16 protein-coding genes and 3 pseudogenes are annotated in these 13,356 nt (G+C 66.3%); 10 read left to right on the top strand and 9 right to left on the bottom strand.

Features of this window, described 5'->3' with window-relative positions:
* Positions 1 to 3: 3 nt before the first annotated feature.
* The 5 genes and pseudogenes from SYNGFB01_RS10865 to SYNGFB01_RS15675 form a co-directional block, all read right to left on the bottom strand.
* A complete protein-coding gene (locus SYNGFB01_RS10865) occupies positions 4 to 1,707 on the bottom strand; it encodes a cbb3-type cytochrome c oxidase subunit I (RefSeq protein ID WP_048018027.1) in 1,704 nt (567 codons plus the stop codon).
* A gap of 2 nt (positions 1,708 to 1,709) precedes the next feature.
* Positions 1,710 to 2,669, bottom strand: a complete 960-nt coding sequence (locus SYNGFB01_RS10860) for a cytochrome c oxidase subunit II (protein WP_048018026.1) — start codon at positions 2,667 to 2,669, stop codon at positions 1,710 to 1,712.
* Positions 2,666 to 3,207 (bottom strand): annotated as a pseudogene (locus SYNGFB01_RS10855) (DUF2231 domain-containing protein). The gene SYNGFB01_RS10860 and the pseudogene SYNGFB01_RS10855 overlap by 4 nt, the downstream one beginning before the upstream one ends.
* Positions 3,208 to 3,281: 74 nt before the next feature.
* Positions 3,282 to 3,778: pseudogene (locus SYNGFB01_RS16025) on the bottom strand (DUF2231 domain-containing protein).
* Between the two features lie 704 nt (positions 3,779 to 4,482).
* Positions 4,483 to 4,731 carry a DUF4236 domain-containing protein gene (locus tag SYNGFB01_RS15675; protein WP_053068462.1) on the bottom strand — a complete coding sequence of 83 codons (249 nt, stop codon included), beginning with the start codon at positions 4,729 to 4,731 and terminating at the stop codon, positions 4,483 to 4,485.
* Positions 4,732 to 4,946: 215 nt separating this feature from the next.
* Between SYNGFB01_RS15675 and SYNGFB01_RS10845 the strand changes: the two genes are divergently transcribed.
* From SYNGFB01_RS10845 to SYNGFB01_RS15000, 4 genes are all read left to right on the top strand, one after another.
* Positions 4,947 to 5,549: a thermonuclease family protein gene (locus SYNGFB01_RS10845; RefSeq protein ID WP_072061615.1), complete on the top strand. Its 603-nt coding sequence runs from the start codon at positions 4,947 to 4,949 to the stop codon at positions 5,547 to 5,549.
* Between the two features lie 390 nt (positions 5,550 to 5,939).
* Positions 5,940 to 6,173 carry a hypothetical protein gene (locus SYNGFB01_RS15010; RefSeq protein ID WP_053068461.1) on the top strand — a complete coding sequence of 78 codons (234 nt, stop codon included), beginning with the start codon at positions 5,940 to 5,942 and terminating at the stop codon, positions 6,171 to 6,173.
* 38 nt (positions 6,174 to 6,211) lie between these two features.
* Positions 6,212 to 6,421, top strand: coding sequence for a hypothetical protein (locus SYNGFB01_RS15005; protein WP_200900103.1), 210 nt, complete (start codon positions 6,212 to 6,214; stop codon positions 6,419 to 6,421).
* Positions 6,397 to 6,699, top strand: coding sequence for an HAD hydrolase-like protein (locus SYNGFB01_RS15000; RefSeq protein ID WP_053068459.1), 303 nt, complete (start codon positions 6,397 to 6,399; stop codon positions 6,697 to 6,699). Before SYNGFB01_RS15005 ends, SYNGFB01_RS15000 begins: the two co-directional genes overlap by 25 nt.
* A 219-nt stretch (positions 6,700 to 6,918) precedes the next feature.
* On the opposite strand, the gene SYNGFB01_RS14700 is transcribed toward SYNGFB01_RS15000, so the two are convergent.
* The 3 genes from SYNGFB01_RS14700 to SYNGFB01_RS10835 form a co-directional block, all read right to left on the bottom strand.
* Positions 6,919 to 7,191, bottom strand: a complete 273-nt coding sequence (locus tag SYNGFB01_RS14700; protein WP_161795887.1) for a hypothetical protein — start codon at positions 7,189 to 7,191, stop codon at positions 6,919 to 6,921.
* Positions 7,192 to 7,334: 143 nt separating this feature from the next.
* Positions 7,335 to 7,574 (bottom strand): hypothetical protein, encoded by a 240-nt coding sequence (locus tag SYNGFB01_RS16515; RefSeq protein WP_369795552.1) that lies wholly within the window; start codon positions 7,572 to 7,574, stop codon positions 7,335 to 7,337.
* Complete coding sequence (locus SYNGFB01_RS10835) at positions 7,553 to 8,047, bottom strand: GAF domain-containing protein (RefSeq protein ID WP_369795551.1); 495 nt, start codon at positions 8,045 to 8,047, stop codon at positions 7,553 to 7,555. The genes SYNGFB01_RS16515 and SYNGFB01_RS10835 overlap by 22 nt, the downstream gene beginning before the upstream one ends.
* Before the next feature lie 552 nt (positions 8,048 to 8,599).
* Here SYNGFB01_RS10835 and SYNGFB01_RS10830 point away from each other — a divergent pair.
* Positions 8,600 to 9,253, top strand: coding sequence for a methyltransferase domain-containing protein (locus SYNGFB01_RS10830; protein WP_048018025.1), 654 nt, complete (start codon positions 8,600 to 8,602; stop codon positions 9,251 to 9,253).
* A gap of 360 nt (positions 9,254 to 9,613) precedes the next feature.
* Here the strand turns inward: SYNGFB01_RS10830 and SYNGFB01_RS10825 are convergent, their stop codons facing one another.
* The gene (locus tag SYNGFB01_RS10825; RefSeq protein WP_048018024.1) at positions 9,614 to 10,102 is read right to left on the bottom strand and encodes an NADPH-dependent FMN reductase; all 489 of its coding nucleotides are present in this window, start codon (positions 10,100 to 10,102) and stop codon (positions 9,614 to 9,616) included.
* Positions 10,103 to 11,358: 1,256 nt separating this feature from the next.
* Here SYNGFB01_RS10825 and SYNGFB01_RS16510 point away from each other — a divergent pair.
* From SYNGFB01_RS16510 to SYNGFB01_RS10800, 5 genes and pseudogenes are all read left to right on the top strand, one after another.
* Positions 11,359 to 11,851: pseudogene (locus SYNGFB01_RS16510) on the top strand (HupE/UreJ family protein).
* A complete protein-coding gene (locus SYNGFB01_RS14995) occupies positions 11,848 to 11,991 on the top strand; it encodes a hypothetical protein (RefSeq protein WP_200900109.1) in 144 nt (47 codons plus the stop codon). The pseudogene SYNGFB01_RS16510 and the gene SYNGFB01_RS14995 overlap by 4 nt, the downstream one beginning before the upstream one ends.
* A complete protein-coding gene (locus SYNGFB01_RS15960) occupies positions 11,970 to 12,239 on the top strand; it encodes a HupE/UreJ family protein (RefSeq protein ID WP_082326002.1) in 270 nt (89 codons plus the stop codon). The genes SYNGFB01_RS14995 and SYNGFB01_RS15960 overlap by 22 nt, the downstream gene beginning before the upstream one ends.
* Before the next feature lie 452 nt (positions 12,240 to 12,691).
* The gene (locus SYNGFB01_RS10805) at positions 12,692 to 13,117 is read left to right on the top strand and encodes a PPC domain-containing DNA-binding protein (protein ID WP_048018022.1); all 426 of its coding nucleotides are present in this window, start codon (positions 12,692 to 12,694) and stop codon (positions 13,115 to 13,117) included.
* Positions 13,117 to 13,332, top strand: a complete 216-nt coding sequence (locus SYNGFB01_RS10800; protein WP_048018021.1) for a hypothetical protein — start codon at positions 13,117 to 13,119, stop codon at positions 13,330 to 13,332. Before SYNGFB01_RS10805 ends, SYNGFB01_RS10800 begins: the two co-directional genes overlap by 1 nt.
* The last annotated feature ends 24 nt before the right edge of the window (positions 13,333 to 13,356 follow it).

Below are 13,356 nucleotides of genomic sequence, written 5' to 3'. Positions count from 1 at the left end.
GCGTCAACCTCCCTGGGCCGCTTTGGCCGCGTAGCGCTGCTCATCCAGCACCAGGGGCCGGTCGAGGCCGTAGCCGTAGGGCCCGCTGATCACGGTGGGCACGTCGTGCTCGAAGTTCTCCGCCGGCGGCGGCGAGGGCAGCAGCCACTCGAGGCCGATGGCATGCCAGGGGTTGGCTGGCGCCTTCTCGCCCCGCACCCAGGAGCTCACCAGGTTGAGCAGGAACGGGATCGTGGCCACCCCCAGCAGAAAGGCGCCGAGGCTGGCGAGCACGTTGGCGAAGGCGAATTCCGGGTCGTAGGAGGCCACCCGCCGAGGCATGCCCAGCAGACCCGCCGAATGCATCGGCAGGAAGGTGAGCTGGCTGCCGATGAAGGTGAGCAGGAAGTGCAGCTTGCCCAGGCCCTCGTACATCATCCGGCCCGTGAACTTCGGGAACCAGTGGTAGATGCCGGCGAACACCCCGTAGGTGATGGTGGAGAAGATCACCGTATGGAAATGGCCCACCACGAAGTAGGTGTTGCCCACGTGGATGTCCACCGGCACGGTGGCCAGCATGATGCCGGTGATGCCGGCGAAGATGAAGTTGAACACCCCGCCCAGGCAGAACAGCATCGCCGTGGTGAGCCGCAGCTTGCCGCGCCAGAGGGTGGCGATCCAGGCGAACACCTTGATGCCGGTGGGCACCGCGATCAGCATCGTGGTGACCATGAACAGGTTGCGCATCCACTGCGGCGTGCCGCTGTAGAACATGTGGTGCACCCACACGATCAGGCTCAGGAAGGTGATCGCAAACGAGGCGATCGCCACCACGTGATAGCCGAACAGCGGCTTGCGGGCATACACCGGAAACAGCTCCGAGAAGATGCCGAACACCGGCAGCACCATCACGTACACCGCCGGATGCGAATAGAACCAGAAGAAGTGCTGATAGAGCATCGGATCGCCGCCGCCCTCCGGCCGGTAGAAGCTGGTGCCGAAGCTGAGGTCGAACAGCAGCAGCACTGCCCCGGCGGTGAGCACCGGCAGGCCGATCAGCTGGATCGCCTGGGCGGCTACGGCCGTCCAGCAGAAGATCGGCATCCGGAACCAGCCCATGCCCGGTGCCCGCATGCGGATCACNGTGGTGACGAAGTTCACCGCTCCCATGATCGAGGAGATGCCCGAGAGCGCCACCGCCAGGATCCACAGGAACTGGCCATTGACGAAGTGCCCCAGCGGGTTCTGGATGCTCTGGGGCGGATAGGCCCACCAGCCGGCACCGGAGGGTCCGCCCGGCACCAGGAAGCTGGCCATCAGGATCACGCCAAACACCGGCACCATCCAAAAGGCGGCCGCATTGAGGCGCGGGAAGGCCATATCCGGCGCGCCGATCATCGGCGGGATCAGCAGGTTGTTGAAGCCGTTGAGGATCGGGAACAGAAACAGGAACAGCATCACCGTGCCGTGCATCGTGTAGAGGCCGTTGTACACGCTGGGATCCACCAGATCCGCCGCCGGCGTGATCAGCTCGCCGCGCATGATCATCGACAGCAGGCCGCCCACCAGCAGGAAGAACAGCGCCGTGATCATGTACTGCAGGCCGATCACCTTGGCGTCGGTGTTGAAGCTCAGAAAGCGCCGCCAGTTGTTCGGCGCCCCGGGCACGGGATGGGGCGCCCGCAGCACGCGCGGATCGAAGGAGGGTGCGGGAGTGGTGCTGGTCATGGTCAGGCGTCGTGGCGGGCGGTGGGATCGGCGCTCACGTGCACCAGCGGCGGCGGCGCCGGCGGCACCGTGGCCCAGCCCCGGTCACCCCGGGCCAGGCGCTGGGCATAGAGATCGGTGGCGGCATTGGCGGCCGGGCGCAGCGGCTGGCGCAGGGCCTGCTCCAGCCAGGCCTCATGCACATCCGGCGGCTCCACCACCACATCGGTCTGGTTGGAGGAGAAGTAGCCGCCGCTGAACATCGAATCGCGCAGCCGGTAGCGGCCGGCTCGGGTGGGGATGAGGCTGTAGTCGATCAAGCTGCCGGGGATCAGATCCTGCTTGAGCCGGAAGGCCGGCACGTAGAAGCCGTGGATCACATCGGTGGCGCTCAGGCGCAGGTAGCTGCGACGGCCCTCGGGCAGGTGCAGCTCGCTGCTGTGCACGCCGTTGGGATAGATGAACTCCCAGCTCCACTGGCGGCCGATCACCTCGATCGGATGCGCCGCCGCCGGATCGTCCGTCGCCACCACCTTGGCGATGCGGGCCTCGGCGCCGTGCATGCCGGCGTGGCCGCCACTGACGCGCACCTTGCCGCCCAGGGTGGAGAGGGTGTCGCTCACGGCGATCGCCTTCCAGGCGATCAGCATCACGATCACCAGCGGGATCAGCGTCCACGCGATCTCCAGCTTCAGGTTGCCCTCGATCGGATCGCCGTTGTCGAGGTCGTACTTGGGGGCGCGGTTGAACAGGAGGGTCCAGAGCATCACGCCGCTGCAGCCGAAGAAGATGAAGCTGCCGATGCCCACCTCCAGGGCGAACAGGTTGTCCACCGGGCCGGCAGCCGCCGAGGCGGGCAGCGGCAGCCAGGCGTGCGACTGCTGCGCCATCCAGACGCTGGCGGCCAGATCGGCCAGCACCGCGGCCAGCAGCAGCGCCACCGCCCAGAGCCGGGGGGAGCCCGATGGGGTGGAGGTGGTCATGGCAGGGCCTCGCGCAGATCCACGCCGCCGGTCAGCAGCTGCACGGCGGTGACGTGCACGCCGAACTCGCCCGCCAGCTGGGCGCCCAGGGTGCCGTGCACGCCGATCAGCACGAACAGCCCCAGGCCGGCGAGCAGGTAGCTCCACTGCACCTGGCGGCCCAGGTCGCGGCGCCAGCGGAAACGCTGCAGCCCCCGCCACACAGCCATCGCCACGATCAGCAGCAGCAGCAGCACACCGCCCACCCCGTGCCACAGCATGGTGGCCAGGCTGCCGAGGCCGAAGTCGCTGCGCGCTTCCGCAATCGGCACCGCCAGCAGCATCTCGTAGAAGCCGGCGGCCACCGTGAGGAAACTCACCACAGCGCAGGCCAGCAGGTTGTACCAGCCCACGTCATGAAAGCCGGCGCGGGTGACCGGCAGGGCCAGGAAGCGGAACAGCCGCTTCTCCAAGGGGAACAGGCTCCGGCGATGTCGAACACGATCGCGATCACGAAGAGCCCGATCGTGAAATGCACCAGGTTGGGGTGCAGGGGCATCGAGTAGGGCAGCTGGTTGGGCCCCAGCTGATCGCTCACCGGCGTGAACGCTCTGAGCGCAGCAACAACAGGCGTCACACCAGCCCCGCGCGCACCGCTTCCACCACGGGCACCGTATGCAGCCCGTACACCCACACCAGCTGGTTGCCCAGCAGCACCTGCACCACCACCAGCACGCTGAGCAGAGCGCCGGCGCGAGGAAGGCCGACGGCAGGCGCAGGGGGTCACGGCTGCGGATCACGTAGCGCCAGCCGGAGAGCAGGGCCAGCACCCCGGCCAGCGACCAGCCGAGAGTGCTGTGCAGGTTGAGGATCGTGCTGGCCCGTCCGTAGGGATTGGCCAGGCCTGCCTCCACCTGGCCGAAGATGATCGCCACGAAGATGGCCATGGTGGCCACCAGCAGGTTCCAGAAGCTCACCTCATAGAGAGCCGGGCGACGAGCGAAGCGGCCGATCAGGTCGAACATCACGCTGATCAGCGCCATCGCGATCACGAAGTGCACCACGATCGGATGGATGGTGTCCATCCACGGCAGGTTGCGATCGTTGAGCGGGGGCAGCAGCTCAAACATCGACAGCGGAGCCGGCATCGCTTCCACCCTGCGAAATCAGCAGCGCGGCGCGAAGGGCTGTGACCTTTTGCCATAGAGAGCCTCGTGCTGATCAGCGAATCCTGATCAAAGGCTGCGGAATGGACGCCATCACGGCCATGGATCGGGGCATCAAGGCGCGAACGCACCGCATGCGCTGCGGGGCAGAGGTGTGCAGCTGCCAGAGGGCAAACGATTCACGTTGCTTCCAGCCGGTGGCTGAGGCAATGCGTGGAAAGGCCGATTGTGCGGCCACGCCGGCGGCGCGACTCTGGGCTCAACCACCAAGGAGGCGTCCCGATGGACGACACGCCACCTCGCTAGCAGCCAGAAGCTTGCTGACTGCCGACCCCTGCTCCAACAGTCTTCACCCAACCGTGGGCGGGTCGTTCTGTCGAACGACAATCCATCTGCACCGCCACAGGCGCCCCCGGAACCAGATCTGCCCCACACCTGGATCGCTTGGCCCCAGGCGCCCATGCCAGCAGCTTCGACCACGACGTCACGATTGCTGTGACAACGCCACCACCCCCGGGGCCTTCCTCGGGGGTTTGTTCTGTCAGCCAAGCCAGCATCGTCCTGGCTCTGGGCCCGCTGCAGGTCGCCGTCCGGCGCCTCAGGCGTTTCGTGGACCGCCAGCAGACCGGCCATTCGCTCCACCAGGGAGCCATCGGCTAGCAGACGGCTCACCTGGGCGTGCTCCCACAGCTGCCAGCCGGCGCAGCCAGGAGCGACTGCTTGAGGGCATCCAGCTGGCCGGGGCGCAGGCGGCGAGTGTTGGGCAGCCCGACGGTGGTGCGGGGTCCACCGCTGCGGGCCACCGGGATGTTGAACGATGCCCCCGTACCGCCCAGCGAGATCGAGCTGAGGCCGCCCCTGGCGCAACTGAACCGCAGTGGGCCCAGGCGTGCGGAGCGGCGGAAGCGGAAGCTCATGGCGATCAGTGGAGTCAGTCATTGCCCTTGCTGGCAACAACTGCGGGCAGTTCCCCACTCAAGGGATCGATCGCACCGGCTGCTGGGCAATAAGGATTCCCAGCCGTTGCATCGCCATCGCCACAAATCACCAGATCCCAGGTTGGAGTCCATGCTCGATCGCGGCCAATCCATGCGCAGGGTGCATCCGGATCCTGGCCGGCCAGAGTGAGGTTATGGCCAGGCTCCTTCACCCGCTGTTTCTGGGCCTGGTGGCGTTGGTCCCGGCTGCGGCAGCGGCCCAGAGCCTGCGGGCCGTGGTGCTCTCGATCGGCGACGGCGACACCCTCCGCGTCCGCCAGGCCGGCCGGGCCGTCACCGTGAGGCTGGCCTGCATCGATGCTCCCGAAACCGCCCAGAGCCCGTGGGGTCAGCAGGCCCGCCGCTATCTCCAGCAGCGCCTGGCCGTGGGCCGCCAGGTGACGCTCGACATCAAGACCACCGATCGCTACGGCCGCACGGTGGCGGAAGTGTTCAGCGATAGCAACATCGGCCTGGCGATGGTGGAAGACGGCCAGGCCTTTGTCTACCGCCGCCACCTCGACGGCTGTGATGCCCAGGAGTATCTGGATGCGGAGGTCCGCGCCAGCCGGCGCCGCTATGGCATCTGGCAGGTGCCAGGCGGCATCAGCCGGCCGTGGGACTTCGGCCGGAACGCCGCGGGGCTGCGCCTGACAGCCAGGGAAGCCGATCGAGGGCGTTCCCTTGAGATCAGCGAACCCTGTGTTGGGCGATTCCTCCAGCCAAAGCGGCAGTTCATGGCCCCGATTATGATGTGATCCTGACAGTCATTCCTGTTCAGAATGAACAATCAGCCTCGATGCGGCACTGATCCCGAAGACACTGCGTTGATTTTGCGTGCCAGAGTGCGTGGTGGCTTGCTTAGTGAAGCAATACGTCCACCAATCGGAGGGTCAGCATGTATGTGATTCAAGCGCTCCATCCTGAGGGCTGGATCGATCAAGCACAGCCCAGCTTGAATACTGGGCCTATCAGGAAGCACAGGTGCGCTGCTGCTCTGATGGCCGTACCTATCGGATCGTCTCTGCGGATGACCAACGGATTGTGGCCATGCTCTCCACCAACAGCTGCCGGCCCGATCAGAGGCGCGTGGCGGCGGCGATCAGCTGAGCAGCGGGGTTGCGTTGGTGACGGCAGAGATCTGATCGATGCAAGCCCGACCAAAGGCCCTGCTGCTGGATATCCAGGGCGTGCTGGTGGAGGATGGCTCGGCCCTGGACGGCGCAGTGGAGACCGTGCAGGAGCTGCGGCGCCGCGGGGTGGCGATTCGCCTGGTGACGAACACCGCCACCCGCCACCATGAGCAGCTGCTGGAGGATCTGCGCCAGTTGGGCTTCCTCTGGATGCAGAGGAACTCTTCACTGCCCCCTTGGCGGCACTGAACTGGTTGGAGCGCCATCAATGCCGGCCGATGCCACTGGTGCATCCAGCGATCGCGCCGCTGTTTGACGATCTGGGCAGCGGCCCCCCCGACTGTGTGCTGCTGGGCGATGCCCGCGAGCAGCTCAACTTCGCCAACCTCAACAAGGCCCTGGAGCTGTTGCTGGAGGGTGCCCCGCTGATCGGCATCGGCCGCAATCGCCGTTTCCGGGAGGAGGGCACTGGATGCTGGATGCCGGTGCCTTTCTGAAGGCCCTCGAATATGGGGCCGACTGCGAGGCGATCGTGATGGGCAAACCCTCAGCGGCGTTCTTCGCGGAGGTGGTGCAGTCACTGCATCTGCCAGCTGATCAATGCCTGATGGTGGGGGATGACGTGGAAGCCGATGTGAGAGGGGCCATCGAATCCGGTCTGGAGGCGGCCCTGGTGCAAAAGGGCAAGTATCGGCCTGGTGATGAAGCACGGCTGCAGCAGCAGGCACCTCTGCTGCCCGATGTGCGTGCTGTTGGTTCCCTGCTTGGTTGGTGATCTGGGGCTGCGTGTCAGCGCATCGGCGTGCCAGGGCTGATGTCTTGGTCGCGACAATGCTGACCTGACCTGTATCGAAGTCCCCTGCATTCCGGGGAGAGAAGCGATGCCAGGGTCTGCTCGATCGCCATGGCAAGGTGGCGGAGGTGTGTTGGGGACTCTTCGGTGAGCACCTCGACCCTGGCAGGACACCGGAGCAGGCCCTGCGGCGGGAGCCGTTCAGATCATCCAGCGCAGCACGATCTCATCGGGCTGCACATCACCGAGGTGGTCATTCATCAAAGCACGATAAAGAGCAGATGTGAATGTCTCAGGCCCATAGCTAGCCGCACACTTCCCATCTTTCCAGACATCGATAGCCCAAAGTGCGTCGGCACATTCGATCCGGCTCTGGACAGGGCAATCTTGCGGAGATGGGGGCTCCTTCGGCACCTCAATCGATATCCCAGCCAGACCAAGGCGCATGGTTTCCAACGCGACAGGGTGATTCATGAGCTCTGCACCTCAGATGTTCCAAGCCTGCCATTTCGGCAGCCGGCTCTCTCAGCGTCGGTCGAGCAATCAACCCTGCCCATGCCAACAACCCTGAGCGAGGGGTGGCTGGAGCAGCAGAGCCAGGCTTGTGGCGCCGAGGCTCAACTCAGTGGCGGCACCTCCGGAAAGTACTTCGCCATGCAGGCCTCGCAAACCCCGTGGGAGAACTCCACGTTGTCGTGGCTCTTGATGAATGCTTCCACGGTCCCCCAGTAGCCCTCGTCGTTGCGGATGCCCTTGCAGTAGGAGCAGATCGGAATCAACTCCTCCATCACATCAATGCGCTCGAGGGCTCCGGCGAGCTGATCGGAGACCCGTTTCAGTTCGAGTTGGAGCACCACCTGCCGGGCCAGCGCTTCGAGGGAGCGGAGCTGCACCTCGCTGAGCTCACGGGCTGGTGATCGATCACGCAGAGAGTGCCGATCCGGGCCCCTTCCGGTGTGGTCAGCGGAACCCCCGCATAGAACACGATGTGGGGCGAATGGCAGACCAGCGGGTTGTCCCGGAAGCGTTCGTCGTCGCGGGCATCCCGCACCACGAAGGTCTCCTCGCCAAGAATCGCGTGGGCGCAGAACGACACATCGCGGCTCGTCTCCCTCACGTCGACGCCCAGCCTGGATTTGAACCACTGACGATCCGCATCCACGAGGCTGATCAGTGCGATCGGCACGTCGCAGATCTGGGCGGCCAGCAAGGTGATGTCGTCGTAGGACTGCTCCGCATCTGTATCGAGGATGCGATAGCCATTCAGTGCCTCCAGGCGAGCCTGTTCGCGGGGGGCACTGTTGGATACATGGATGCGAGGGGGACGCAAAGGCTGAATCCAGGGGCCACTGAGAACCTTTCGGATCGTAGGCATGCCGCTCAGGCGCATCGGCGCGGGTTCACATCTGCTCATGCCCCCCTGCCCCCCCTGCGTGTGGGCGTGAGCGGCAGCGAGACTTTCCGGATCGGGGAGAACGGCCCCGGGTTCGGCATCAGCTTCCTCGGCGCTCGGCCTCTTCCTGTTGCTGCTGTAGACGCTGCGCTTCATTTCCGTGAGCGGCGGCCTCAGCCTGCTGGCCGTGTGAGCAGCGCTCCACGACGCTCAACAGCGCCGACCGGCGGCGGCTTGAACACACAACAACGACCCAAGCCAGGGCTGCGGGCGTCCGTCGCGGAGTTGCGGTGCCAATCCAGGAGGGATCAGTGCTCAGACAGCCTGAATCCCCGGCTGTGTTCCATCCAGAAACCGCCGCAGGTTGACCCTGGCCGCCTCCTGTGCCTCTCGGCAGCCGGTGCGCCGCAGCAAAGCCCGGGAGGCGCGCCTCGCCTGCCCGCCTTGCCCGAGCTCTCGCCAGCATGATGAGCCCAGTTCCTGTGCTTCATGGCGGTAGCCGTTCTCAGCGATGCCGAGCGCCGCAAGCTCGATGACGGTGACGACGCGCTCTTCTACGCCGAGCCCCGCTTCGTGCAGCACCTCGATGCGGCCTTCCGCTCCAGGCTCACGGCGCTCTACCGCGAGCGCATCCCACCCTGCGCGGTGGTGCTGGATCTGATGAGCAGCTGGGTGAGCCACCTGCCCGAGGACGTGCACTACCAGGACGTGATCGGCCACGGCCTCAACGAGCAGGAGCTGCAGGCCAATCCCCGCCTCGATCGCCACTGGCTGCAGAACCTCAACACCGACCAGCGCCTGCCCCTGGAGGACGCCAGCGTCGACGCGGTGTTGATGGTGGCCGGCTGGCAGTATCTGCAGTACCCCGAGGCGGTGGCAGAAGAGCTGCTGCGGGTTGTGCGGCCAAGAGGGCAGGTGATCGTTGCCTTCAGCAACCGCATGTTCTTTGTGAAGGCCCCGCAGGTCTGGACCGACGGAAGCGACCGCGACCACCTGACCACCGTGGCGCGCGTGCTGATGGCCCAGGGCTGGCCCAGGCCGGAGCTGATCGCTGAGGACACCCGCGCCCCGGGGCCTCTGGGCTGGATCGGTGCCAAAGGCGATCCGTTCTTCGCGGTGATCGCAACACGCCCAGCTGCGTAGGACAACGCTCAGATCAGGCAGTGCGATCGGGGCGAGCCACTTGCCCTGGCCGCCACGGTGTGGGCAGGAGGCCATCTGGTGCTGGATCTGGGGGTGTTGCCCAGGCCCTGCGGGACCAGATCTCCGAGGCCTCTTCCTCCCCGCCAACCCGATTTCGTGGTCGTGGGAGCGCTGACGTCATGACGTTCTGCTCTCCTGGGCGGGCGGCCTGCTGGCCATCGGAGCTCTCGCTCTGATCGGCTCCTGGAGCCATGTCCCCCTGGCGGAACATCGTGCTCGGCAACACCGCGGCTGCGTTGGGGGTCATCGGGCACGGAGATGGTCATGCCCGGGGCATGCGCAGGTGCTGCAGGCGCGTGATCAGGTCGCGATCGATTCGTCTTTGGCGGGATGGCTGCTGTTGCTCACCAGCTGACGGCCCACCACATGGGCGCCGAGGTGAGCCAGCTGCAGGCGCAGGGCCGTGAGCACACCATGACCGCCACCACCGGAACGGGTGGCGATCGCCACGGGGCGGCCGTTGAACAACGCACGGAAGTCGTCGCCCTGCACCGAAAGCCAGGCGATGGCACTGGTGAGCACCGGCGGGATTGAGCCGTTGTATTCCGGCGTGCAGATCACCCAGCGGGGGGCCGCGAGCAGCCGGGCTCGGAGCTTCTCCAGCTCCGGCGGGGTCCCGGCTGACTGGGCCCGGGGGGTGAACAGAGGCAGGTCAACGGTGGTGAGGTCGAGCACCTCGGCCACCTGGCCCTGCTGCTGAGCGGCGGCGGCAAAGCGCTTGGCGAGAGCGAGGTTTTCACTGGAGCTGGCGGCGATCACCAGCAGATCGATGGCTGGACTGGTGCTCATGAGCCGAACCGCGCACAGGGACGCTGGACCTGGATGGCTGGAGCGGATGCGGGGAGGCCACCGAGCTTGGACTGGCCTCGATCGCGGCAGGGGCTGTTACCGGTGGCACCGCAGATGCAGCGGGAACCGGTGCCGGAGGGCAGACCCACGGCTGAGGGATTGGGGGGCTTGTGCTTGGGCATGGTCGCCTCGATCGGCTGGTGAGGGGTCTGCTGATGGTGTGCTGAATGCCGCCGCCAGCGCAAGAACGCACTTCAAAGTGGGATGGTTACCGGCATGTCACTCAGGGAACAGCGCAGGAGAGTTGAGGGTCACCATCAGCCCAGCGCAGGGGGCTGAGCTGGCACTGCCGCTGATCCGGGGGCGTTGGGACGCTGCTGATCCTGCGGCAGCTGCTTGAGACAGGGGGCGGGGCCATCACGGCCTCGATCATCCACAGCCCCGGCTTCCGTGGCATCCCCCGGCAGCGAAACCCGCTGCCTGCACGGGCCCGGCCGTCGCTGTGCCGAGCAGGCCGCAAGGGTGGTACGGGAACAGGAACGCCCCACAGCCCCCGCCTCCTCCCGGTTGGTTTACCTTGAAGTTGAGGGGAGGCCCGGGAGCCAACCCGACCCTCACCCTCCAAAAGAGTCCGGCCAGGGATTACCCGAGCCGGTGCGCACAGCGGAGGTGCGCCCAACATGCGTCAAACCAACCGTGAACTCGATGGCGCGGCGCGAACGCCATCCCGTAGCCGCAGCAAGCCATACGCCAGATCTGATTCCCGCGTGTTGCAATCCCGGGCTGCATAACCCGGGCCGGATCACAGCCGAGAAGGTCAAGCCCTGAGCATCGCTTCCCGGGAACGTGATCCCCTCCCTTGCCTGCCAGGCCCAAGACAGGTGATGCGTGAACCACAGACACCCGATCGGATCGCTACCGAGATGCCAGGGCGATGATCCGCAACCGGTGCTAAGGCGCCCACACCTGGGGCGCCTTCCTGTTGGACCTGGGTAGAGCGCGACGGAGCCGGGCGATCGCTTGCGTCCCTCGCGCTGTTGTGGTGGTGTTCACCAACAGCAACCTTTTGGTGTCTGTTCTGCTGTGAGCAGACGCAAAGACGCAGAAGCCGGGGCGGAGGGCATCAGGCTTCACCTCAGCCGCCTGATGCCGATGCGCCGTCTCCGCTGGCCGTTGCTGGCCGCTGCAGGTCTGGCCCTGACGCCTGCCCCGGCTGGGCCCATAACGATGCCCATCCCGGCGGCGGCGGCGGCTTCGTGGCGGGAGTTCTGCACCCGATCAGCGGCCTCGATCACGTGGTGGCGATGGTGGCCGTGGGCCTCTGGGGTGCGCTACTCGGCCCGCCGGCCCTGTGGGTGCTGCCGGTGGCATTCCCGATGGTGATGGCTTTAGGGGGCTGCTTGGCCTCCTCGGCGTTCCGATCCCGGGGGTGGACATCGGCATCGCCGTCTCGGGCCTGGTGATGGGCCTGATGGTGCTGTTCGAGCTGAGGCCACCCCACTGGTTGGCGCCGCTGATCGTGACCGCCTTTGCGGTGTTCCACGGGCACGCCCACGGCGCTGACCTGCCCGCCGGCAGCACGCCCTCCTCTACAGCCTGGCCTTTGTGATCGCGACAGGCCTGCTGCACCTGGTGGGGATCCTGCTGGTCGAAACGCGCCGCTGGCCCGGCGGGCGGAGCTTGGTGCAAGGGGCCGGTGGCTGCGTGGCGCTGGTGGGGCTGTGGTTTCTGGAGCGGGCACTCGCATGAGACTGCCGCTGGCCCATCTGGCGCCCACTGGCCTGGGACCCTGGGGAGATGGGAGGGCCCGGCTGTTCCTGGAGCCCACGGATCTACTACTCGTGAGCGGCCTGCTGCTGCCGCTGGCCTGGTTGCTGGGGGGGGTCTGACTCTGTTCGGCGCAGCAACCGTTCTGGCACTTCTGCTCGATCAAGCAGCCCAGGCCCATGGCATCGCCCAGGGCGGTGTGGCCACCGGCTTTCCGCATCCGATCAGCGGCGTCGACCACCTGCTGTTGTTAGTCGGCGTCGGGGCCGCTGCCTCCTGCATCTCCTCCCAGCTGCTGCTCTGGGCCCTGGCCGGGGCCATCGGCGGTGGCGTGACGGCCATGGGGCCGATCGGGCTGCTGATGCACTGAGCCGGAACCGGGGATGCCTCTACAGATGGGGCACGAGAATCAGCATCCCCTTGATCGCGTTCCCTGGTTCCACCGGCACTGCTGCTGCAGATTCCCAAGATGACCCGGCGATCTCGAAAGCCGAGGCCTGGTTGTGGTGGCTGGAGAAGAGCAAGGGCGTGATGGTGACTCTGGATCATACCGAGGTCGTGGGAGGCAACTTCTCCCTCAGGGCCAACGACCTGTGCCTCGAAGCCCACGTCACCCATGCTGACTTCGTGTTGGCTGAATGTCGCCGGCGAGGGCTACCGAGCCATCCCGTTCAGCCTGGTGGTCGGGCGAGCAATGCCGGAGTCAGCGATTGGCAGGCCAACGTCGTCCCCATCAGCCCTGCCCGGGGCGGTTCGCCCCTTGCAGCCGGCCTACGGCGACGCCTTGGTGATGGTTCAAAGTCTGGTGGAGGGCTCTGGCCGATGAAGGTGGTGCCACTGCGGCTGATGCCTGGAGAGGACTTACGCCGAACCCTGGAGACCTGGATGGCTCAGCGGAGCGAGCAGGCCGGCTGTGTTATCAGTGGCATCGGCAGCCTGTCGGTGGCTCGGCTGCGGCTGGCTGGCCTGGAGGAGCCCACTACGCTCCGAGGGGATCTCGAAATCATCAGCCTGGCTGGCAGCCTCACACCGGATGGAGGCCACCTGCACAGCGCCGTGGCTGACAGCACAGGAGCGGTGATCGGCGGACATCTCTGCAGCGGCTCCATGGTGCGCACCACGGCCGAGCTGGTGGTGGCGATGCTGCCTGAGTGGCGGTTCGCTCGGAAGACCGATCCAGCCACCGGCTTTGCCGAGCTGTTGATCGATCAGCTCACGGATGTCGGCGAGATGGGTGAGACCAGCTGATGCAACACCCTCGCCTGCCGCCCCACCACCGACACCCCACCAGCAAGGACGATGACGAGCCGTTGGTGGATCCCGGCCGCGGCCTGGGGTTGCGCCTGCTGGCCCTGCTGGGAGCTGTGTCGTTCCTGATGATCGGCATCAGCAGCATCGTGCTGTTGCTCCAGCCGCCACCACCCCCGCCGATGCACGATCAGCGTGATGGCCCGATCACCTGAGCGGCAGGGGCCGAACTCCTCGTG

Source organism: Synechococcus sp. GFB01, assembly GCF_001039265.1.
Taxonomy (GTDB): domain Bacteria; phylum Cyanobacteriota; class Cyanobacteriia; order PCC-6307; family Cyanobiaceae; genus NIES-981.
The sequence above is the reverse complement of the archived record's forward strand: the minus strand, read 5'-3'. Positions and strand labels throughout refer to the sequence as shown.

Coding starts and splice junctions, on each gene's coding strand:
- SYNGFB01_RS10845 (WP_072061615.1), top strand. CDS start 4,947: ATGGCCAGGCTCCTTCACCCGCTGTTTCTGGGCCTGGTGGCGTTGGTC.
- SYNGFB01_RS14700 (WP_161795887.1), bottom strand. CDS start 7,191: ATGAATCACCCTGTCGCGTTGGAAACCATGCGCCTTGGTCTGGCTGGG.
- SYNGFB01_RS10830 (WP_048018025.1), top strand. CDS start 8,600: ATGGCGGTAGCCGTTCTCAGCGATGCCGAGCGCCGCAAGCTCGATGAC.
- SYNGFB01_RS10800 (WP_048018021.1), top strand. CDS start 13,117: ATGCAACACCCTCGCCTGCCGCCCCACCACCGACACCCCACCAGCAAG.
- SYNGFB01_RS10860 (WP_048018026.1), bottom strand. CDS start 2,669: ATGACCACCTCCACCCCATCGGGCTCCCCCCGGCTCTGGGCGGTGGCG.
- SYNGFB01_RS15010 (WP_053068461.1), top strand. CDS start 5,940: ATGCAAGCCCGACCAAAGGCCCTGCTGCTGGATATCCAGGGCGTGCTG.
- SYNGFB01_RS14995 (WP_200900109.1), top strand. CDS start 11,848: ATGAGACTGCCGCTGGCCCATCTGGCGCCCACTGGCCTGGGACCCTGG.
- SYNGFB01_RS15000 (WP_053068459.1), top strand. CDS start 6,397: ATGCTGGATGCCGGTGCCTTTCTGAAGGCCCTCGAATATGGGGCCGAC.
- SYNGFB01_RS10805 (WP_048018022.1), top strand. CDS start 12,692: ATGAAGGTGGTGCCACTGCGGCTGATGCCTGGAGAGGACTTACGCCGA.
- SYNGFB01_RS10825 (WP_048018024.1), bottom strand. CDS start 10,102: ATGAGCACCAGTCCAGCCATCGATCTGCTGGTGATCGCCGCCAGCTCC.
- SYNGFB01_RS15675 (WP_053068462.1), bottom strand. CDS start 4,731: ATGAGCTTCCGCTTCCGCCGCTCCGCACGCCTGGGCCCACTGCGGTTC.